Origin of the sequence: Lutibacter oricola (assembly GCF_900106565.1) — a bacterium.
Taxonomy (GTDB): domain Bacteria; phylum Bacteroidota; class Bacteroidia; order Flavobacteriales; family Flavobacteriaceae; genus Lutibacter; species Lutibacter oricola.
Genome location: NZ_FNNJ01000007.1, coordinates 149,635 through 172,525 on the forward strand (window position 1 = coordinate 149,635; position 22,891 = coordinate 172,525).

The window sequence follows — 22,891 nt, forward strand, 5'->3', positions numbered from 1 at the left end:
TTTTGTCAAAATTCTTATTAATGAATTACCTTTCTATAGAAAACATATCAAAATCGTTTGGAGAACTTGAGCTCTTTAGCGGTATTTCCTTCGGAATAAATAAAGACCAAAAAATTGCTTTTATAGCAAAAAATGGTACTGGAAAAACTTCGATGTTAAATATTATTGCAGGCTTAGACTCTACGGATACCGGACAAGTAATTTGCCGAAAAGATTTAAAAATAGCTTATTTATCTCAAGAAGATAAACTAGATGAAAATAGCACCATAGAAGAGGCAATTTTTAATTCGGATAATCCTATTTTAAAAATAATTGAAACCTACGAAAAAGCTCTAAACAATCCTGAAAACGAACAAGCATACCAAAAAGCTTTTGAGCAAATGGAATTGCATAACGCTTGGGATTTTGAAACACAATACAAACAAATTCTTTTTAAGTTAAAACTTGAAAATTTAAATCAAAAAATAAGTTCACTATCTGGTGGTCAAAAAAAGCGTTTATCATTAGCTATAATATTAATTCATAAACCCGATTTATTAATTCTAGATGAGCCTACAAACCATTTAGATTTAGAAATGATTGAATGGCTAGAAAGTTATTTTTCGAAAGAAAAAATTACACTATTTATGGTTACGCACGATCGTTACTTTTTAGAACGTGTTTGTAATGAAATTATAGAATTAGATCAAGGAAAACTTTATACTTATAAAGGTAACTACTCTTATTTTCTAGAGAAAAAAGAAGAACGTATTGCGCAAGAGCAAGCATCGGTTGAAAAAGCAAAAAACCTATTCAAAAAAGAATTAGATTGGATGCGAAGACAACCAAAGGCTCGAACAACTAAATCTAAAAGTAGAATAGATGACTTTTTTGTTATAAAAGAAGAAGCGCATAAACGTAGAAATAACCATCAGGTTCAGTTAGAAATAAATATGGCACGTTTAGGTTCAAAAATTATTGAACTTCATAATATTTCAAAAAAATTCGACGATTTAGTAATTTTAAACAAGTTCGAATATGTTTTTAAAAGAGGTGAACGTATTGGAATTATTGGAAAAAATGGTACTGGAAAATCATCTTTTTTAAACTTAATAACACAACAAATTCCTGTTGATGCAGGTAAAGTTGTTATTGGCGAAACTGTTAAATTTGGTTATTACACGCAAAATGGAATTACACCAAAACCTGGACAAAAAGTAATTGAGGTTATAAAAGAGTATGGTGAGCAAATTCCGCTTACAAAAGGTAGAAGTATTTCTGCTGCACAATTATTAGAGCGTTTCTTATTCAGCAGAAAAAGACAATACGATTTTGTTGAAAAACTAAGTGGTGGTGAACGAAAACGACTGTATTTATGTACAGTATTAATTCAAAACCCAAATTTTTTAATACTTGATGAGCCTACAAACGATTTAGATATTATAACACTAAACGTACTTGAAAACTTTTTACTAGACTTTCCTGGTTGTTTAATGGTAGTATCGCACGACCGTTATTTTATGGATAAAATTGTAGATCATCTATTTGTTTTTAGAGGTGAAGGTGTAATTGAAGATTTTCCTGGAAATTATACAGATTATCGAGTTTATGAAGATTCTAAACCTAAAGAGGAAACTACAACTGTTAAAAAGGAAGATACTAGAGTAAAAACAGAAAAAAAAGGAAAGCTATCTTATAAAGAACAACGTGAGTTTACTTCTATTGAAAAGGATATTGAAACCTTAAACAAAGAAAAAGCTACAATTGAAAATTCATTAGCTTCTGGCGAAATTGCAGGAGAAAAAATAAACGAAGTTTCCATTCAATTACAAAATATATTAAACTCTATTGAAGAAAAAGAAGAGCGTTGGTTTGAACTTTCTATGAAATTGGAAGGTTAATTATTCCTTCTTGTTCATTTCAACAACCCAAATACCTCTAAGTTCATTTTCGCCATACCCAACTGCTTTATCCATTGGATATAATTCTTTTATTTTAGTTAATGTTTCAGACAAAATTTGACTGTTAGGCTCACCGTGACATTGCATACACATTTTATTAGTTACAATTGGGTAATAACCAACCATTTTATTATCTATATCTTGTACTAAAGGTGTAATTTTTTCTTTATTAACAAGTGCCTTTTTAGCGTTATAAATAAAATTTAATTCGTTATTATTAGCAATATTAATGGCATTCCTCGGAAAGTCTGAAACTCTTTTTATAGTTACATTTAAAGCAGTACCTGCACTGTCTACAATATTAAACGCTCTAGTATTACAAAAAGCAACAGCCTCTTTAGTTCCTTTATTTTTTAGTGCTGCAATTAAATTTTTACCTAAAACAGCTTTTGTTTTCATTGCATACTGCAAACCAAGATCTTTATAACTTACAACTTCGTTTTTTAAATTTTCTAGGTGCATAAATTTTTCATTCTGAAAATGTTTTATGTACCAATCAGGATCTTCAAATTTTGATTGATAAATGTATTTTGCAATTTGTGTAACCTGTTCCTCAGTAAAGTTCATTTTTGGCATTAAACCATACATTTCAATTGCTTCAGGAATTTTTGAATTCTCCTTATTTGGGTTTTCAATAAACATTATTAAACTTTTTATAAAGTCTTCTTCTGAAATGTTTTTATTTTCGGTAATATAATACTCTTTAATTGCAGACATTGGAGGAGCAATTCGTCCTTCAATAACTTTTTTTGGGTTATGACACGCAAAACAATTTGACTCAAGTAGTTGAAAACCTTTACTCAAATCGAGCTGCTCATTTTTAGCTACGGGAGTTTCGTTTTTTGAAATATCTTTTTTAGCTCGGTTTTCACAACCAAAAAGCATTGTAAAAACTAATAGCACAATTAAGTTTATTTTGGCAAATTTAATTCCTTTTTTCATTATTTTAATTTCAAAAATATACTGCAAATTTAAGGGTAAAAGGATATATAAATCTGTGTCTTTTGTTACGTTAAAATAAAAAAACTAAAAACTTTAGCATTTTTTATACGTGTACAATTTCTAGTTCATTTAACAAAGGTTCGTTATTAAATCGCAGTAGTAACTGTGCAACTGTAATGGTATCTTTTTCGCAATAGGTTACAATACGCTCAATATTTTGTTCTTGGTAATAAACTTTACCAACTTCGCTCCCATCGATATCGTCTTTTGGAGATGGAATTCCTAGAATTGAAGTTAACAATTTTAGCGATGTAAAATGTTTGTAATCACCAAACTTCCACAACTCCATAGTATCTATATGAGGTATTTCCCAAGGCTTTTTCCCAAATAAATTTAGTTTAGAAGGTAAGTTTATTTCGTTAATAATCATTCTTCTAGCTATATACGGAAAATCGAATTCTTTACCGTTATGTCCGCAAAGTAAGTGAGTATTTTTATTAAAATGAGTATCCAAAAGCTCTTTAAACTCAAGCAAAATATTTTTTTCTTCTCCATAAAAAGAAGTAACTCTAAATTTTCTTTCTTTTGAAGAAAAACTAACAAAATAACCAACAGAAATGCACACAATTTTGCCAAATTCTGCCCAAATTCCAGCTCGATTGTAAAATTCTTCAGGGGTAAAATTTTCTTTTCGTTGATATTCGGTTTTTTTAGCAAATAGTTCTTGTTTTAATTGAGATAACTCACTAAAATTCTCCGTTTCAGGAACCGTTTCAATATCCAAAAACAAAATACTTTCGAAATTTAATTTCATATTCATAGCTCTCTTTTTGTGCTAAATATAACAAAAAAAGCACTCCTTGAGGAGTGCTTTTATATATTATAAATAAAGAAGACTACTTAATAACTAGCTTTTTTGTAGCTGTTTTACCATTTTCTTCAACGTTTACAAAATAAACACCTGAATTTAAATGTGAAACATTTACGTGTTCATTAACTTCTACCGTTTTACTGTATACTTGGTTACCTAGCATACTATAAATAGTTAATTGCTTATTAGTATTTGAAGCCGTTGTAATTTGGAAACTTCCATTTGCTACTGGATTTGGGTAAACATTAAAACCTTCGATTTGAAGGCTTTTAGCTAATAAAACACCTCCAGCAGCAGAACCAGGACTACCTAAATCACCTCCTGCAACAATTTCTAAAGTAGCTAAAGCCCAATTTGCGCCTGAATTATTAGAAATATGATCTAAACTACTTTGCGATAACTCCATACTTTTTCCAGAAACTATAGGAAAAGTAGTATCATCAAAATCCACTCTATCAATAACAACATTAGAGGAGTTCCTTAATATTAAAGTACCATTAGAGTTTGTTAATGTAATTGTTGATGTGTAGTCGTAATCTGCTACAACTCCGCCATTTGCAGCAGTATCTGAATTTTTAGCCAAAACAACATAACCTAACGGAGGAATTAATAAAGTTCCAGAAATTGTTTCACTAGAATTACCATCTTCAATAATCCACCCACCAATATCTATACTAGCATTAGTAGTGTTAAACAATTCGAAATACTCCCCGTTGCTATCAGAAACAGCAGCCGGATTATTCATCATTTCTGAGATAATAATATCTCCTTCTGCCTGAGAAAAGCCTTTAACAAAGACTATCAGGCATAAAAATAAAATGCAATTTTTTTTCATTATTTTTTTATAATATGTTAATAGATAAGCCAATATACTATTTTTTATTAAATACGTTTTCTTTAAAAAATCAAATCTATTTATAATATATCGCAGCCTAAATTAAACTTTTGTAACTTTATTGTTAGTTAAATGTTATGTTTTTAATTAAGTTTATTTTTTAATTACTCACTATATAATTTATATTTACTTTTGATTGCTGTTTAATAAAGAAAGCTATAACAATATGGAAATTTCGAACCTAAAAATATTACTTGTAGATGATGAACCAGACATTTTAGAAATTGTTGGATACAATTTAAAAAATGAAGGCTATCAAGTATTTACTGCCAGCAACGGTATTGAAGCTGTTGAAGCTGCTATTAAATACAAACCGCATTTAATTATTTTAGACATTATGATGCCTGAAATGGATGGCATTGAAGCTTGTGAAAAAATTAGAGCAACCAAAAGTTTAGAAAATGTATTAATTACATTCTTTACTGCTCGTGGCGAAGATTACTCTCAAGTAGCTGGTTTTAATGTTGGCGCAGATGATTACATTACAAAACCAATTAAACCAAAAGTTTTAGTTAGTAAAGTAAAAGCATTACTAAGGCGTGTTAAAGAAAACACTACAACTGAAACTAGTGATAAAGTAGATGTTGGTGGAATTATTATTGACCGTGAAGAATATGTAATTATAAAAGAAGGTGTTAAGCTTTCTTTACCTAGAAAAGAGTTTGAATTATTCTCGTTACTAGCTTCAAAACCAGGAAAAGTATTTAAAAGAGATGATATTTTAGATAAAGTTTGGGGTAACGAAGTTGTGGTTGGAGGAAGAACTATTGATGTTCATATTAGAAAACTTCGAGAAAAAATTGGAGATAATAATTTTAAAACCGTAAAAGGTGTTGGGTATAAATTTGTAATTAATGAAGATTAAAAAAACCTACTCTTTTGCATTTTTCTCTTCACTTTACATAACTATATTTACAAGTGTAACATTAATATCTTTAGCTTATTTTCTATTCGATATTATTCCAGATTTTTGGTACATATTACTATTTCTTATAATTGTTTTTATATTTACTTTTATTGTAACTCAATTTAGAATTGAAAAGTTTATTTACCAAAGAGTAAAGAAAATTTACGACAATGTTTCTTTACTAGACTCTGCCGATTTTCAAAAAACATCTATTACATCAGATATTGCTACACTTTCTCGTGAAGTTGAAAAATTTGCCAAGGATAAACAACTTCAAATTAAAAACTTAAACAAACGAGAAGGTTATAGACGTGAGTTTTTAGGTAATATTTCTCACGAATTAAAAACACCTCTTTTTACTGTTCAAGGGTATTTATTAACCCTTTCTGATGGCGCTATAAACGACGCAAAAATAAGAGATAAATACATAGATCGTGCTAATAAAGGCGTTGAAAGGTTAATAGCAATTGTTAAAGATTTAGATATGATTTCTAAATTAGAAGCAGCAGATTTAAACATAAACAAAGAGCCTTTTGATATTGTTAAACTGGTTAAAGGCATTTATGATTTACTAGAAATAAAAGCTAAAAAAAGAAATGTAACCTTATTACTAGATAAACATTATCACTATCCAATTATGGTTATTGGAGATGAGGAAAGATACGAGCAAGTTTTAACAAATTTAATTGTAAACTCCATAAAATATGGAGTTATAGGCGGTACAACTATGGTAAGTATCGAAAGTTTTGAAAAAAATAAAATGCTAGTAAAAGTAACCGATAATGGTGAGGGTATCAAAGCTGAAGATCAATCTCGTTTATTTGAACGTTTTTATAGAGTAGACCGAAGTAGATCTAGAGACCAAGGTGGTTCTGGACTAGGATTATCTATTGTTAAACATATTGTTGAAGCACACGGAGAAGAAATTTTTGTAAAAAGCGAACATAAAAAAGGTTCAGAATTTTCATTTACTATCGAAAAGTCGGAAAATTTCTAAATCTACTTTTGTTTCAATATCTTTATTAAAACCTTTATAGTTAGCTACCTTATCTAATTGTTTTAATGTAAATTTTTCTTGCTTAAAAAAAGGTGCAATTTGCTTTTTGGCCATTCTTTTAGCTAAATATTCTTGCTCATTTTGCCCTGGAGTTGGAATAAACACCGCTTTTTTCTTCAATAGAGCAAGATCCATAATTGTAGAATATCCAGAACGCGCAATAACTATTTCACTTTGATTTAAAACCTTATTTAATTTTTCTGAAGTTAAAAAATTAACCACTTCAATATTTTTTGAAGTTTCAATTTTTTCAACAGAAAGTTTACCTCTAACAAATAACACCTTTTTTGAAGTGTTTTTAAGCTCGTTTAACAGCTTTTGCTCCAATAAACTTCTTTGTGGTTCTACACCAGATAAAACTACTGTAAAATTGTATTTTTGAGGTTGTTTTTCAAATTGAAACCTACTTAGAACTCCAATAAATTTTGTTTTGCCTTTTAAACTAGAAATCTGACTTAATTTTCCTGAAAAATTATTTTCACCATTAAAATCTGGCACCCAAACTTCATTATATTTTGAAGCTATTTTTTGATGTGTTTTTGAAGTAAAAAAAGTAGTAATTCCAGATAAAACATTTAATTGATGTGTAATATATACTGAAGGAATATGAGAACAATAAACACCAAACCTATTATCCGAAATTATTCCTAAGATGTTTTCTTCTTGAACAATTTTAGCAACTAGTTTTCTTTCTTTTTGAACCGATAAAAAAATAGTAGGCACATTAAACATTAATTTCAGTTTAAATGTATGCCTACTATTTGAATATTTTACATTGTATGAAGGAAGTTTATAGCTTTTTAGCTGCGGAAACTCCTTTTTTAAAAATTCTAATGCAACACCATCACTTGCTAATATTGGTGTATAATTAGCTTTAATTAGAGCTTTTATAATAGGTACACAACGTGTAGCGTGACCTAAACCCCAATTTAATGGTGCAACAAGAATTTTTTTTTACAAGTCAAAACCAATATCCGTTCTAAAGTTTATTTTATCAAAGCAAATTTTATCTATACTTTGGTAACTTTGTTTTAAAGCTCCTTTAAAATCTTCACCAAAAGAAGTAATTGCTAAAACTCTTCCTCCGTTTGTTACAACTTTTCCGTTTTCTTCTTTTGTACCTGCGTGAAAAACAATAGAATCAGTAACTTTTTCGGTTCCTAAAATCTCTTTTCCTTTTTCATAAGCTTCAGGGTATCCACCAGAAACTAACACCACTGTACAAGCACTTTCGTCCTTAAATTTAACTGTTTTTCCTGCTAATTCTTTTTTTCCTGCAGCAATTAATAATTCTAAAAAGTCACTTTCTAATAGTGGAATTACAACTTCCGTTTCTGGATCTCCCATACGGCAATTGTATTCTATAACTTTTACCTCATCATTATCATAAATCAATCCAATAAATACAAATCCAACGTAATTAATATTATCTTTTTGAAACCCATCAATGGTTGGTTTAATAACCTGAGCATCAATCTTGGCCATTAATTTATCTGTTAAAAATGGCACTGGAGATACTGCACCCATTCCACCGGTATTTAAACCTTTATCTCCTTCTCCAATTCTTTTGTAGTCTTTAGCACTTGGTAATGTTACATAATCTTTACCATCGGTTAAAACAAAACAACTCAATTCAATTCCAGTTAAAAACTCTTCAATTACAACTTTGCTACTGGCTTCTCCAAATTTTTGCTCAGTAAGCATTTCTTTAAGTTCTTGCTTTGCTTCGTTTATGTCTTCAATAATTAAAACTCCTTTTCCAGCAGCTAAACCATCAGCTTTTAAAACATAAGGTGCTTTTAAGGTTTCTAAAAATTTATAACCCTCTTCTAAATTTTCTGCAGTAAAACTTTTGTAAGCCGCTGTTGGAATATTATGGCGATACATAAACTCTTTTGCAAACTCTTTACTACCTTCTAATTGTGCCGCATATTTTTCTGGACCAATTACTAAAGTGTCCTTTATTTCTTCATCATTTAAAATAAAATCTGAAACTCCTTTTACTAAAGGATCTTCTGGCCCTACAACTACTAGTTCAATTTTTTTTTCTAAAATTACCTCTTTTAATGCTGGAAAATCGGTTGGATTCAAATCTAAATTTGTTCCTACGTTTTTAGTTCCTGCGTTACCTGGTGCAATAAAAAGTTCACTTAATAATTCGCTTTGTGCAATTTTCCATCCAATTGCATGCTCTCTACCTCCTGCTCCTAAAATTAATACGTTCATTATTTGTTTAGTTATGTTGTGTGTGTTATTTTCCTTTGCCTTGAAATACTATACCAATAGTACTTATTATTACTTTTATATCTGTCCAAATAGATAAATTATCTAAATAAATTAAATCATACCTAGCTCTATTTAGCATTTGGTCCAAATTATCTGCGTAGCCATATTTTATTTGACCTAATGATGTAATTCCTGGTTTTAATTCCTGAATTTCCCTATACTTAGGTATATATTTTATCATTTCATCCAAAAAAAACTGTCGTTCAGGTCTAGGCCCTACTACGCTCATTTCACCTTTTAAAACATTAAAAAATTGCGGAAACTCATCAATTCTAAATTTTCTTAAAAATTTTCCAAACACAGTAATTCTGGAAGCTTCATCTTTAGATAACAATGGGTCATTTACTGGGCAATCTCCTTTCATACTTTTAAATTTATAAATATAAAAAGGCTTTCCGTTTTTGCCAATTCTTTCTTGTTTAAAAAATGTTTTCTCTTTGGATTCCATCCAAATAATAATAGCTACTAAAGGTACCATCCAAACTAAAATAGTTGAAATAATAACCATAGAAAAAATGATATCAAAAATCCGTTTTGGAAATATGTAAAACTTTTTACTCAATTAGGGGTTCTAAAAAATTTGATCTAATATTTTTTCTGTAATTACATATGTTGGCAATACACCAGTTGTACCAAGCCCTCCAGAAGCTAGTGTACTTCCTGTTTCTAAAGGATTATCTGAAGCATAGTATGCATAACGCACTTTTACTTTTCCAGAAATATTTCCTCTAATTTTTGAAGCTGCTTGAATGGCTTTTTGATAGTGTGCTCCTTCCATCTCTAACCCTGTTACTTTCCAAGTAGAATCATAAAAGAATTTTAAAATATCTTTATTTTGAAGTGAAGTACCTAAAACGGTAACCATAGCTCCCGTATAAACATCTACCCCACAACCTTCAAACATTTTCTTTTTTAATTGATTTTTAAATGGATAGTTATCTGCTGTACCTTCAAACACATGCGATGACGGAATCATAATATCTCCTTTTCCCCCTTCTAAAATACCTGCCTTACCCATAATTGAAACAGATTCAACATTTAAATGATGTTTATTACCGTTTTCACAAATATAAGGTTTCAATAACTCATCCATAGTTTCATAAGCTTGTTCTCCAAAAGCATAATCCATTACAATAATTACAGGTTTTTCTTCATTTTCAACACTGTTTTCTAACTTATAAGTAGTTTTAGAAAAATCAATTTTTTCTGTATCTATAACTTGAACATTTATATTTGTTCCTGAAGTGTCTTTAACATAAAACAATCCGTTTTTAGAAGCGTATTGTTTTACTTGCTTACGTAAATCCTCGTTATCATCTTTACTTAACAACTCAAATAATGCCATTGAGTTATTAGCATCTAATTGTTGTGGTAAAACTATTGGAGCGTAAATAGAATTCATTACACTGTGCATATTTGCACTAATAATATGAATTGGTCTAGATAATAAATTATTATCATCTAACACTTTTTTAACATTACTTGCCCAAAAATCTCCATAAATATGATGGCCAATTCTTTCTCTAAGAACTGGGCTAAACTTAATTGCTCTTTTAGAATTTTCAACACGTTCGTTAATTGCTAAATGACCTAGCCAAAATATAATTTGAAAAAAACGTTGTGGATTATTTTTTTCTCCTAGTTCTTTATGTACACTTTGAGTTTCTTCAAAAGTTCTACCCAAAATGCTAGCAACATGTGCCAACATAATGTCTTGATCATTTTTAGATAATTCTCTGTTATGTAATACTACATCTTCTAACTTTCTCCACTCTCTAATAGTATCCGTTTCTTCTTTAATTAAAACTTTGTCTGCAATTTTATGAGATTCAACAAAAAGAAATGTAAGGTGAGTTAAAATATCATAAATTTCTGATCTACCACGAGTTACCTCGATATTCATTTGGTCTTTATCAATTCTATAACAGTTTCTTCTTCTTTTTGGTGGTACAATTGCTTTAAAATGAGAATTTGAATATCCTTCATCTGCAGTTAAATTAATATACCTACACTCTTCAATACCAATTGGTAATCTTTCAATAACATAAATTAAACCATTAAGCTCAACTTTTTCTTCAGCAATTGAACCGTAAATTTCTGGTCGTAACGATAATAATGATTGCCTAAGTGCTTCTCCAGAAACACCCATTGGCTTATAAAAACCACGGCTAAACAAGTGACGCATAGATATATACAAACGCTCTATTGCGTTAGATGATTCTTGTGCTCTTGTTCTTCCTATTATTTTTGAATTTTGCATATACTTATTTTAGTGTGCAAAGATACAATATATCTATTGAAAGGTTTTATTGTTAATTTGTTAAGAGTTTAAATTTGGAACTCTTAATTTTTTAAAGCCTTACTGTACTCTTTACCGTTTGTTAACACCTCAACAGCTTTTAAAATAGTTTTATCAAACTTTGCTTTTTGCTTATAAACACCTTCAGAGTAATAATATCTTTTAACAATTTCCTCAGTTAATTTAGTGGTAATTTCTTCTTTATTTTTAGCTAATTCTTTTAGTTTTTCTTGTTGAATACTGTTTAACAAAGTGTTATAACTGCTAGTAACGCCTTCACCAACACCATTTTCATTAGCTTTATCCAATGCTTTTTTAAATTCTAATTCTTCTGAAGTTTCAAATTCAGAATTGTGTTGTTTTAAGTAATTTGTTAATGCATTAAACTCTGATGTATTTAAATTAAACTCTTCAGGACTTGCAATTGATTTATTTTTATAATAATAGTTGGTTGCATAATTAAAAAATGCATTAGACCTAAATAAAGCTTGCGTTGTTTTAGTTGTTTTAGGTTTTTTAATTTCAATATCTGGCATTATTCCACCTCCACCAAAAACTGTTCTTCCATTAGCTGTTTTATAGGCTTTTCTACCAGAATCAGAAAATTTAGGAATATCATTTCCTTTTCTGTTTGTATAATCTAATTCTTGAATACATCTACCACTTGGTGTATAATATTTTGAAATTGTTAATTTCATTTGAGTTCCATAAGTAAGTTCTCGGTAACGTTGCACCAAACCTTTTCCAAAAGAACGCTCTCCAATTACAACAGCTCTATCGTAATCTTGTAAAGAACCTGCTAAAATTTCTGAAGCCGAAGCAGAGCGATTATTAATTAATACAACAACTGGTATTTCTAGATCTAATGGTTCATTTCTAGTTTTAAAAGTATCGCTCCATTTTTCAATTTTAGCCTTTGTTGTTACTATAATTTTATCTTTAGGAACAAAAAAGTTTGAAATGTTTACTGCTTCACCTAGCAAACCTCCTGGATTACTTCTAACATCAATAATCAGTTTTTTCATTCCATCATCCTTCAACTCTAGAAAAGCTTTTTTAACTTCACTTGAAGCTTTCCCATTAAATTTTACAAATGAAATATAACCAACCTCTTCCGTTAGCATAGCATAATGCGGTACTGGACTTAGTTCAATTTTTTTACGTATAATTTCAATAGTTAACTTCTTATTTTGTCTTTCAACATCAACAAAAACTTTTGTGTCTGGCAAGCCATTTAATAATGATGAAACTCCGCTATCTTCATAATCACTTACCAAAACATCATCAATTTTTAATATTTTATCTCCAGGTCTAATTCCTGATTTTTCGGCAGGCGAATTTTTTAAAATTTCTCGAATAGTAAGTACTTTGTTTTTATAATGCGAAACAGCACCAATACCTCCGTATTCTCCAGTAGAATTTATTCTAGCTTTTTCTACACCTTGTTCATCGTAATATCTAGTATACGGATCTAAACTAGAAAGCATATGATTGATCGATTTTTCGGTAAGTTCTGCTGGATTTATTTCGTCGATGTAATACATATTTAACTCTTTAAACAAGGTAGTATAAATATCTATTTGCTTAGCTACTTCAAAAAAATTAGACTGAAACCCTATTGAAATTAGTATAGAAACTCCAACAAACACCCCTAAAAATTGCTTTTTAACTCTACTCTTCATCATTTTTAATTTTAGTTAAAAACTTATCTATTAATTTTAAATATGAAATTTCCATAGTTGCATAATCAAGCTCTTCTTTTCCCATAAAAATAAACATACACATATATTTTTTATGTATGTTTTCTGAAATTTTATGCTTGTTTAATCTATAAATCTCACGTATTACACGTTTTATTCTAATTCTTTTAACAGCCATTTTCACATTCCGTTTTGGAACCGAAACTGCAAACTTTATTGGAAAATCTCCATCGTGGTCAATTTCACTATAAATTACTTGAAAAGGATATAATTTCACTCTCTTTCCTTGAATAAATAATTGCTCAATTAACTTCTTACTTTTTAATTTTTCTTCTTTTCCTAATGTAAAACTCATTACTTACTATTGAAGTGACTAAAGTACACTAAACTTTAGAAAAATAGATAATAAGTAGCCAAAAATGGTAATTTACAATTTAAAACTAACAACTAAATACCAATAACACATAGGTTTAATTACTAACTTTGTGTATAACCAAAATTATCAATCACATGTCTCAAGATTTATTTCAAGCACCGGATTATTATAATTTAGACGATTTATTAACCGAAGAACACTTATTAGTTAGAGATGCCGCTAGAGAATGGGTAAAGAGAGAAGTATCTCCAATTATTGAAAATGCCGCTCAAAAAGCAGAATTTCCAAAACAAATTATTAATGGCTTAGCAGAAATTGGTGCTTTTGGCCCTTATATTCCAGAACAATATGGAGGTGCTGGTTTAGATCAAATGAGTTACGGATTAATAATGCAAGAAATTGAACGTGGCGACTCTGGTGTACGCTCAACAGCATCAGTGCAATCTTCATTAGTTATGTATCCTATATACAAATACGGTAGTGAAGAACAACGTAAAAAATACTTACCAAAACTTGCTAGTGGAGAATTTATGGGTTGCTTTGGGTTAACTGAACCAGATTATGGCTCAAATCCTGGTGGAATGGTTACTAATATAAAAGATAAAGGAGACTATTTTTTACTGAATGGTGCAAAAATGTGGATATCAAATGCACCTTTTGCTGATATTGCTGTTGTTTGGGCAAAAAACGAAGAAGGACGTATAAAGGGGTTAATTGTTGAACGTGGAATGGAAGGTTTTACAACACCTGAAACTCACAACAAATGGAGTTTAAGAGCTTCAGCAACTGGTGAACTTATATTTGACAATGTTAAAATTCCGAAGGAAAATATTTTACCAAACAAAGATGGCTTAGGTGCTCCACTTGGTTGTTTAGATTCTGCTCGTTATGGAATTGCTTGGGGAGCTATTGGAGCTGCTATGGATTGTTATGATACCGCCTTACGCTACGCAAAAGAACGCGTACAATTTGATAAACCAATTGCAGGTTACCAACTTCAACAAAAAAAATTAGCTGAAATGGTTACAGAAATAACCAAAGCTCAATTATTAACTTGGCGATTAGGAGCACTTAGAAACGAAGAAAAAGCAACATCTGCTCAAATATCTATGGCAAAACGTAATAACGTGGATATGGCTTTAAAAATAGCACGTGAAGCACGTCAGGTATTAGGTGCAATGGGAATAACTGGTGAATATTCAATTATGCGCCATATGATGAATTTAGAAAGTGTTATTACCTATGAAGGAACACACGACATTCATTTATTAATTACCGGATTTGATATTACCGGAATTCCTGCTTTTAAATAAAAATTCGAGAATTTATAAAACAAAAAAGGCTTCCAAAATGGAAGCCTTTTTTGTTTTATAGAATTAATTCCTATTCAATAATAATTTTTTTAGAAAAACTACCCTTGTAAGTTTTACACTCAATTAAGTAAACTCCGCTAGCAATGCTACTAACAGGTACACTTATATTGTTTAAATTTTTATTAATAACATTCGATGTTACTTGCTGACCTAACATATTGTAAATATCAACATTGTAAATATCTAACATTTTAGGGTTATTAATTTTTATTTCTGAATTTGAACTATCAAAATACAACATAAAACCAGTAGCTAAAATTTCATCTTTAACATCTAAGGTTTCACTAGGTTTAAATACAATTGAATATCTTTCTGATAAATTGGTATTAGCTGGTTGAGTTACCTCAAATGTAGTATTTCTAATATCAAAAGTTTCGTTTGTAACATTGTCTTTTAGATAAATTTCAAAACTATCATCTAAATTTTCAACTTCATCTATTTTAATTTTTAATAAACCTCCTTTTACAGATCGAATTCCTAATGGTATTTCACTCTCACTACTTAATTCTCCTACTGCTTGAATTACAAATTTTCCATCTCCAATAAGCCAATACATATCATCATTAATAATATCATAAATTTCGGCATCATAACCATAATCTACTTGCTCTGTTGTATTTTCATCTACAGTTAAAAGTAATTGCCTATGATCTATTTCTGGACCATCAAAACCAACTCGTATTTTTGGTCTAAGATCTGTAAAGGCACCATTACTTCTATTTGTAGTTCCACCTCTTAAAAATGTTGAATTCGTAGTAGCCTCTGTAACAAACGCTCTTTGGTTATTATTAAATTCTATTATACCACCAGTAGCATTTGCCCAAACAAAGAAACCTTGTCCAACTGGAATAAATTGCCCAGGGTTATCTTTATTACCATCACTATCAGAAGAAGAACTTACATCGCTATGTGCAGAAGCAGGTACAAATCCACCAGCATTTAAAGTAGCATATCCTGCTCTATACTCTCCTAAAGTATGAGAATTACCACCATAATGATCCCATAAATGTATTGCTCCAGTTCTAAAAGTTGTTTGATTATCCATAATAAAAGGAACAACATGCATAGCAGAAGGATAAGGATTACCGACTAAATAATCATACCCACCATTAACTTGTAGCTGTATAGTTCCATTATTAGGTTTTCCTACAAAAACAAAGTTTTGATCTGCAGCTCCAGAGTCACCAGGACCTTTCATTAAAAATCCTTCACCAGCATACAATCTACCTGTGCTACCAATATGGTCCCAAGAGCTATAGTCTGCAGCAGGCAAATTAGCATATTTATACATCCAATGTGTACTTATGCTTATTGGAGTTCCTGCAGCTCCATCTTGACTAGTTGTAAAATTAATTGGAACGGGAGCATTTGGATCCGTACCATCTCTTAAACCATCAGCAATAGTAGTATAATTTCCTGTTCCATTAACTGCAATTTCAGATGCTATTGTTGAAGTTGCTGTATATACAGGTGAAGACCAATCATTATATCTATACCTATTTCCTTCACCTTGCTGGTCTCTTTCTAATATTCCATTTGTACCAACAGTTAAATCACTTTGATCAGTTTGTACTAACTGAGATTCTCCTTGTAAATCTATTTTACCATCTAAACCTAAATAATGTGAAACCGAAATACCATAACCCGTACCTGAACCAGGTGAATAATCCGTAGGATTAGTTCCAATAACATTTAAGTTAAAAGTATCGTCAATAATTAAACCTAAAACACTTCGCTCGCCATTTTTAGTTGAAGGTATTATTGCAGTGTTATTATTCTCTAAATCTACATTCGAACTAATTTGCACTATATTCCAATCTACCGTAATAGCATTATCTACAATAGAAGCCGCTCCTGGTATTGTTTGAACATTCCCATTTGTCCAAGTTGAATTTGTATCCCAATCACCATTACTTGCTGAAACATAAGGCAATGGTGCCGTTTGATAATCTACTGTTGTTAAATGTTTTAAAGCTGCCGTATTACCGTTTCCAGAATTGTCTTTACAATTAGTAAATGTATATGTGCTCATTGGATAATAAGCTTGTAAATTACTCCAAGGAATTGTAATAGCTTTTGAAGGCGTAGTACCAATTGTAGTATTAAAATACGTACCTGCCACAATAGTTGAATTTTCTTCCAATTCTTGGTTCATGATATATCTTAACTCGTCTTCTGTTAAAGCTACATCCCAAATACGTACCTCGTCAATATTTCCTTGGAAATATGATGTTGTATTTGCTTCTTCCCCATCAGCAGCTGCAATTAAGAAAGATTCATTATTAGCTATAGGCTGATTATTTATTGATTTAGTAACCGATGTGTCTTCCACTCCATCAATATATAGTTTTGCATCTGAACCATCAAAAATTACTGCTATTTGATGCCATTCTGTTGTTGGTATTGCAATTGAAGATGTAATACTATCTGAACCTCCATTCCAAGACATTTCAACTCTCCCTGAATTGTTTATACCTAAATCATAACCCGTAGTAAACCCTGCATCTCTTTTTGAAAGAATTGATGCGTTAGTATTATTTCTTTTTATCCAAGCTGACACAGTAAATTCCGAAGAATTTAAATCTAGAGTATTCCCCGCATCTAAATAATTATTTACACCATCAAATTGTATAGATCGTACAAATGTTCTTTCCGGTGCAAAACCAAACGTAATATATTTAGTACCTTCAAATTCATACAAGGCTTCTAAATTAATTCCATTAGTTGTCATAACTCTATATTCAGAAGTAGGATTAAAAGTAGGAGTATCTGAAATAAACATTAAATAATCTCCAGGAGGTGTTAATGTTGCAGAAAGCATTGTTTCAGGAATAGAAACCTTTGACTTATAAGAATCACTTCCTGTTTTTCTAACTTTCCAAGTTCTTTGTACTGATGTAAATTCAACTTCAGTTTCTAATGAACCTGCAGGCAAAATTCCAGAACTCATGTCTACTATAATAGGGCTTGCAGTATTTAAGGACTCATTATCATGACCCCAACATAAGAAGTTCCTATCTGTAGTAAATGTATTTGCATTTAAATTATTAGTAGCTAAAATATCCTCTAAACCAATTGTGATATCATTTACAGTATTAACTGTTTTTGATTGTTTTTGATGTAATTCAGAATTATCATCTCTACCAATTCCAGCAATATTATAGTTAAATAAACCTGAACCTTCACTTGCATCCCATATAACTGTATTATCGGATGCTAAATAATTCATATCAGTATATTCAATCATACTTCCTCTATGCAACGTAATCCCATATTTTATCGCCAAACTAGATAATACTTTTTGTTGATCTAGTGTTGAATTTTTTCCTGAATAACTTAATACTTCTGATATTTTTCCATCTAAATGAGAATTAACACTATGCCCATTTGTAGTAAACCTACCAGTTCCTAGATAGTATTGTAAGTTATTAAATTCATTAAAATTCAAATCTGAACCATTTCCTGATTTTCCAACAGCATTATCAATTTGTTCTCCATTTACATAAATTTCAGAACTATCACCTGCTAAATTAGTTTTTACATTAATTAACATAATACCTCCAACTGTAGCACTAGAATTTTGATAGGCTCTTCCATAAGAAGTTGCATTAGGACCACCAGTCTCTGGAAACGAACTTATAGTATGCGCCATTACAGCATCAGTGTATCTTGCTGAAATTTGACCAAAAGCTAACCCTGTTCCATCTACTGAAAACCCTTCAGTAGCAAATTTTCCCGCCAACGGTTGTTGACCTATATTAACTGCATTATAAGTTATATCTGGCTGTACAACAATAAAATAATCTTGTGAAAAGTAGCCTCCCTTACCTCTCATTTGATAACCGGCTGCATTGTCAAAATTTACAACTGGATTAAAATTAATATTTTCTGTAGCATTATCATTATAAATTGGTTGTGTCGTTGAAATTCCAACAGCATCATTATCCGAAGCCAAATCATTCCATACTGCTAAAGAGTTACCATCTACAGTTGTATTTGTTCCTTTATTTGCTTTTAGCCATAATTTTAGATTAGTTGTAACCCCACCTGGAGCCAATGAAGGATCTGAAGGAGGTGTAATATATTCACCTATAACAAAAACATTATCAAAATTAACACCATTTGCTACTGTACCGCTATCTGACCCAAATTGCACTCTAAAAAGTACATTTGATCTATTATTTAAAGAATTTGGTAAAGATATTTTTGCCTCTTGAAAATCAGAATGACCTGTTTTTGTTGAATTGTATGGATTACCAGTCCAACCATCTATGTTATTTCCAATTCCATCAACATCTGTATCATTATACCAATTATCAATTGGAGATGCTGAATATGCCCCAAGAACCTGCCAAGTTGTACCTCCATTAATTGAATATTCTATATTCATACCGTCATAAGTAGATTCAGTGTTAACTAAATAATCAATTCTAAATTCTAGATTTGTAAAACCTGTTAAATCTATAGTTGGACTTGTTACATATGTTTTTGAATCATTAGCATAACTTGCATAATTACTAGTATACCAATGGCTACCTTCTGTAGCATCTAAGTATGTATTAACACCATAAGTCCATACAGTATTTCCTCCAGGGTTTGTTACCGTCCAGTTCCCATTATTATCATCAAAATTTTCGTAGTAAATAGTATGTGATGTCCCTACTGAAACGGGGGTAAATCCAGTTCCCTCAATATTAAAAGTATATGTACCTTCATCACCATCATTATTTATTATAGAAACTACTGCGTTGTTAGTTACCCCACTTAAAGTTGGAGTATACGTAACTTGGAAAGTTAATAAATTACCCGCTACAATTGTTGACGCTATTGGTTGGCTAGTTACAGCAAATTCACTAGCCCCTGCAATAGCAACAATTGGAGAACCTGTTAAATTTAAATTTGCCATACCTGTATTTTCAATTGTATAAGTAATAGTGCTACTGCTTCCTGTATTTATGGTACCAAAATCTGTTCCGTCACCAATAATTGGAGTATTTGTTCCATTACCAATTATAGAAGTACTTAAACCTAAAACATCAATTTCTGGAATTGGAGTTGTCCCAACACCTTCTACATTAAAGGTATACTCATCTTCATTACTATCGTCATTAAAAATGATAATTGTACTTGTTTCAGTTTGTGTTAAATTTGGATTAAAAGTAATATCAAATGTGGTAAAATTACTTCCCGAAATAACAGATGAAAATGTAATATTACTAACAGTAAACAATGAATTTGAACTTGTTATATTAGAAACTGTTAAATCTGCAGTACCTGTATTTTCTACAGTATAGGTATGAGTAACTGAGCCTGTTGTTATATCAACATTTCCAAAATCTGTATCGTCTGTAGTAGAAATACTTGTATTACCGTCTGCTATATCTGTTGAGTTACCTTGCACATTAATTTCAGGTTGTGGACCTGATGAAATAATATTTACCGTATAATCTTCAGCTTGACCATAACTATAAGATCCACAAGGATTAGTAGGATCTGTATTATATGCTTTCACTACTCTCATAACAGTAGAACCTAATGTGGCAGTAGCTGGCACAGTAATATTAGTTGAGGCTTGAATTCCATCAACTCCAGTTGAGCTAGAAATTGAGCCAATATAGAAAGATTCACCAGTATCTATAAAATCACCATCTTGATTCCAATCATAAAACACACGGAAATGGTTAGTATAAGGACCAGCTGTATTTCCTTCAACAGTTATACTGTAGGTTCCATTTTGGGTAATAGAAGTTGAAACACTAGTAAAATCTTCTAATCCAGGAGTACCATTTACAGTTGCACTAGTCGTATAATTTATAGTATTAAAGGTTACATTAGTTATAGGTTCAACGTCTGATGTAAAAATTAAAGTACTACAATAACTCAAAGTATTAATTGTTGCTACAATTGCTGTTCTGGGTAAAGAAATACAACCTCCATTATTAGCTTCAACATAATATGTAGTTGTACTTGAAATTGAAGGGGTTGTGTAACTTGTACCTGTAGCTAACGCGGTTCCGCCTGAAGCATTTGCATACCAAGAAATAGTTGCTCCACTAGATGCCGTTGCCCCTAATGTAACTGTACCTGTTCCTATTCTAGAATTTGGTGTTGTACCTGTTATTGTTGGAGAATTTACTGTAATAATTACTGAAGCTCTTGATGAACTTGAACAACCAGATCCATTTTCAGATTCGGCATAATAGGTAATTGTGCTTGATGGGTTAACATTAAAATTTGTTCCACTAGCTGATGAACCAATACTTGTGCCTCCTGTTGAAACTGTATACCAATTAATTGTATTTCCTGATGAAGTACCAACTAAATTAGTAGAATCTCCATTACAGATTGTAATATTTGATGAGATTGTTGGTTCAGTTGGAGGGGTATTTACAGTTACTACAGCTGTATTATTAGTAGAAATTGAATTATTACAAGTGCCATTATCTAAATCTGTAATTGTAACTGTAGTAGAACCAGAATTGGTTAAATTAGCGGTATTAAAAGTTCCTACTCCACCACTCATTGTTACTGTAGCTGTTTGACCTGTAGCTGTATTATCTCCTGTTAAATTATACGTTACTGTATAAGTGCCATCTGGTAAGTTTGTAGAATTTGAGTTTAAGGTTACTGCTGTAGAGTTTCCTTGGCAAACTGGAGTACTAACCGAAGTACTTATTAAACTATAAGTTGTGCAAGCTGACCAACCACGAACTAAAACTTCATCAAAGAAAAACCTCTCGTTACTATTTCCACTATTATCTGATATTGAAAATCTTAATTGTGCATTTGTTCCTGTAGGACTATTAATTGTAATTAAACCAGAATTATGATTATTATTTTGTGAAAATTGACCAATTGCTCCTCCGGCGACAAAACTTGCTACAGTAGACCAACTAGCTCCATTATAAAATTCAACAATTATTGCGTCACCATCCTCCATGCTTCCAGCTGGTCGAAAGCTAAAAGAAAAATCTATTGAACTGTATAACCCAGCATTAAATGTAGGAGATGAAGAAGTTTGTCCTGAATTATAAATAACTCTTAAAGATCTAGATCCTTGTATGGTGTTTCCATTGGAAACATACCCTAATCCACCAGCCGTCCATATCGCAGCTGGAGGCGTAGCGTCATTCTCAAAATTTTCATCAATAATTGTTACCTGTGCAAAAGAGTAGTTTACACTTAAAAAAAAGCAAAGCAAAGCTAGAACTTTAACTAAGTTAAGGGTCTTCAATTTCATATCTTATTCATTTTAAGGGTTCTGCAAAATTACATTTTTTTTTATTATAACTTACTTTTTTACTAATTTTCTAATAATAAACTTGTTAGTAGCTAAACTTGTTACTTTTACAAAATACGAGGCAACTTCAATATTTGTAAATTCAACTACTTCAATTTTACCATTTGAATTGTGTTTGGTTAAGTCCAACACTGTTCTACCTAACATATCTACCAGTTCAATATGTATATCATCCCCTAAGAAACCTTGAGGTAACCTAACAGTTAATTTATTTTCAAACGGATTAGGATATAAGTCTATATTTTCAATATTATTTAACTCTTGTTCTACCATTAAAGCATTACTTGTAACTTCAACAATTGCTGTACATTGAGAACTATTATTATTTCCATCAGTTACTGTTAAGATTACAGTATTAACTCCAATATCATTTATATCAAAACTATTTGGTGAAACATTCATTGAAACAATACTACAATTATCTGTAGAACCATTATCAATATCAGAAGCAACAATACTTGCTACTCCAAATTCATCCAACTCAATTATAATATCATTTGTAATACATATCGGCTGAATAGTATCTATATCATCCTCCATTCCATTACAGTTTTCGTCAATTCCATTACAAAGAATTTCTGTTGCATTCGGATAAATAGCGGCATCGTTATCATCACAATCATCTGTTGCTGGTGCTACTAATAAATATCCTGTTGGTTGCTCACAGGCTGTTGTAGTTGTAATTGAACCAAAGAATCCATCTCCGTCATTATCTACACCTGCATACCACGTTTGTCCTGGGAATTCATTTGCATCGTTATCATCACAATCATCTATTGCTGGTGCTACTAATAAATATCCTGTTGGTTGATCACAAGCTGTTGTAGTTGTAATTGAACCAAAGAATCCATCTCCGTCTGCATCTACGCCTGCATACCAAGTCTGTCCTGGGAATTCATTTGCATCGTTATCATCACAATCATCTGCTGCTGGTGCTACTAATGA

At 30.9% G+C, this 22,891-nt stretch carries 15 protein-coding genes; 4 read left to right on the forward strand and 11 right to left on the reverse strand.

Features of this window, described 5'->3' with window-relative positions; genetic code table 11:
• Positions 1 to 20 precede the first annotated feature (20 nt).
• A complete protein-coding gene (locus BLU40_RS12915) occupies positions 21 to 1,880 on the forward strand; it encodes an ABC-F family ATP-binding cassette domain-containing protein (RefSeq protein ID WP_090124229.1) in 1,860 nt (619 codons plus the stop codon).
• Here BLU40_RS12915 and BLU40_RS12920 read toward each other — a convergent pair whose 3' ends face one another.
• The 3 genes from BLU40_RS12920 to BLU40_RS12930 form a co-directional block, all read right to left on the reverse strand.
• Entirely contained in the window at positions 1,881 to 2,882 is a 1,002-nt protein-coding gene (locus BLU40_RS12920; RefSeq protein WP_090124232.1) for a c-type heme family protein, read from the reverse strand. It abuts the gene before it with no gap.
• A gap of 103 nt (positions 2,883 to 2,985) precedes the next feature.
• Positions 2,986 to 3,702: a 3'-5' exonuclease gene (locus tag BLU40_RS12925; RefSeq protein ID WP_090124235.1), complete on the reverse strand. Its 717-nt coding sequence runs from the start codon at positions 3,700 to 3,702 to the stop codon at positions 2,986 to 2,988.
• A gap of 76 nt (positions 3,703 to 3,778) precedes the next feature.
• On the reverse strand, positions 3,779 to 4,588 hold the full coding sequence (locus tag BLU40_RS12930) for a T9SS type A sorting domain-containing protein (RefSeq protein WP_090124238.1): 810 nt from the start codon (positions 4,586 to 4,588) through the stop codon (positions 3,779 to 3,781).
• 226 nt (positions 4,589 to 4,814) lie between these two features.
• Here BLU40_RS12930 and BLU40_RS12935 point away from each other — a divergent pair, with 226 nt between their 5' ends.
• Complete coding sequence (locus BLU40_RS12935; RefSeq protein ID WP_090124241.1) at positions 4,815 to 5,513, forward strand: response regulator transcription factor; 699 nt, start codon at positions 4,815 to 4,817, stop codon at positions 5,511 to 5,513.
• The gene (locus BLU40_RS12940) at positions 5,503 to 6,552 is read left to right on the forward strand and encodes a sensor histidine kinase (protein ID WP_090124243.1); all 1,050 of its coding nucleotides are present in this window, start codon (positions 5,503 to 5,505) and stop codon (positions 6,550 to 6,552) included. Before BLU40_RS12935 ends, BLU40_RS12940 begins: the two co-directional genes overlap by 11 nt.
• Here the strand turns inward: BLU40_RS12940 and BLU40_RS12945 are convergent.
• From BLU40_RS12945 to rnpA, 6 genes are all read right to left on the reverse strand, one after another.
• Complete coding sequence (locus BLU40_RS12945) at positions 6,520 to 7,335, reverse strand: glycosyltransferase (protein ID WP_245729950.1); 816 nt, start codon at positions 7,333 to 7,335, stop codon at positions 6,520 to 6,522. The genes BLU40_RS12940 and BLU40_RS12945 overlap by 33 nt on opposite strands.
• 231 nt (positions 7,336 to 7,566) lie before the next feature.
• The gene (gene purD, locus BLU40_RS12950; RefSeq protein WP_090124248.1) at positions 7,567 to 8,838 is read right to left on the reverse strand and encodes a phosphoribosylamine--glycine ligase; all 1,272 of its coding nucleotides are present in this window, start codon (positions 8,836 to 8,838) and stop codon (positions 7,567 to 7,569) included.
• Positions 8,839 to 8,863: 25 nt separating this feature from the next.
• A complete protein-coding gene (locus BLU40_RS12955; RefSeq protein ID WP_139170966.1) occupies positions 8,864 to 9,460 on the reverse strand; it encodes a sugar transferase in 597 nt (198 codons plus the stop codon).
• Between the two features lie 9 nt (positions 9,461 to 9,469).
• Positions 9,470 to 11,158: a DUF6909 family protein gene (locus BLU40_RS12960; protein ID WP_090124253.1), complete on the reverse strand. Its 1,689-nt coding sequence runs from the start codon at positions 11,156 to 11,158 to the stop codon at positions 9,470 to 9,472.
• An 83-nt stretch (positions 11,159 to 11,241) separates the two neighbouring features.
• Positions 11,242 to 12,882, reverse strand: a complete 1,641-nt coding sequence (locus tag BLU40_RS12965) for a S41 family peptidase (RefSeq protein WP_245729951.1) — start codon at positions 12,880 to 12,882, stop codon at positions 11,242 to 11,244.
• A complete protein-coding gene (rnpA, locus tag BLU40_RS12970) occupies positions 12,869 to 13,252 on the reverse strand; it encodes a ribonuclease P protein component (protein ID WP_090124260.1) in 384 nt (127 codons plus the stop codon). The genes BLU40_RS12965 and rnpA overlap by 14 nt, the downstream gene beginning before the upstream one ends.
• A gap of 155 nt (positions 13,253 to 13,407) precedes the next feature.
• Here rnpA and BLU40_RS12975 point away from each other — a divergent pair, with 155 nt between their 5' ends.
• Positions 13,408 to 14,586, forward strand: coding sequence for an acyl-CoA dehydrogenase family protein (locus tag BLU40_RS12975; RefSeq protein ID WP_090124263.1), 1,179 nt, complete (start codon positions 13,408 to 13,410; stop codon positions 14,584 to 14,586).
• A 70-nt stretch (positions 14,587 to 14,656) separates the two neighbouring features.
• Here BLU40_RS12975 and BLU40_RS12980 read toward each other — a convergent pair whose 3' ends face one another.
• Together BLU40_RS12980 and BLU40_RS12985 are read right to left on the reverse strand one after the other, a co-directional pair.
• Positions 14,657 to 21,886 (reverse strand): DUF8202 domain-containing protein, encoded by a 7,230-nt coding sequence (locus BLU40_RS12980; protein WP_090124266.1) that lies wholly within the window; start codon positions 21,884 to 21,886, stop codon positions 14,657 to 14,659.
• 51 nt (positions 21,887 to 21,937) lie between these two features.
• A partial coding sequence (locus BLU40_RS12985; RefSeq protein ID WP_139170967.1) for a MopE-related protein occupies positions 21,938 to 22,891 on the reverse strand: 954 nt, incomplete at its 5' end.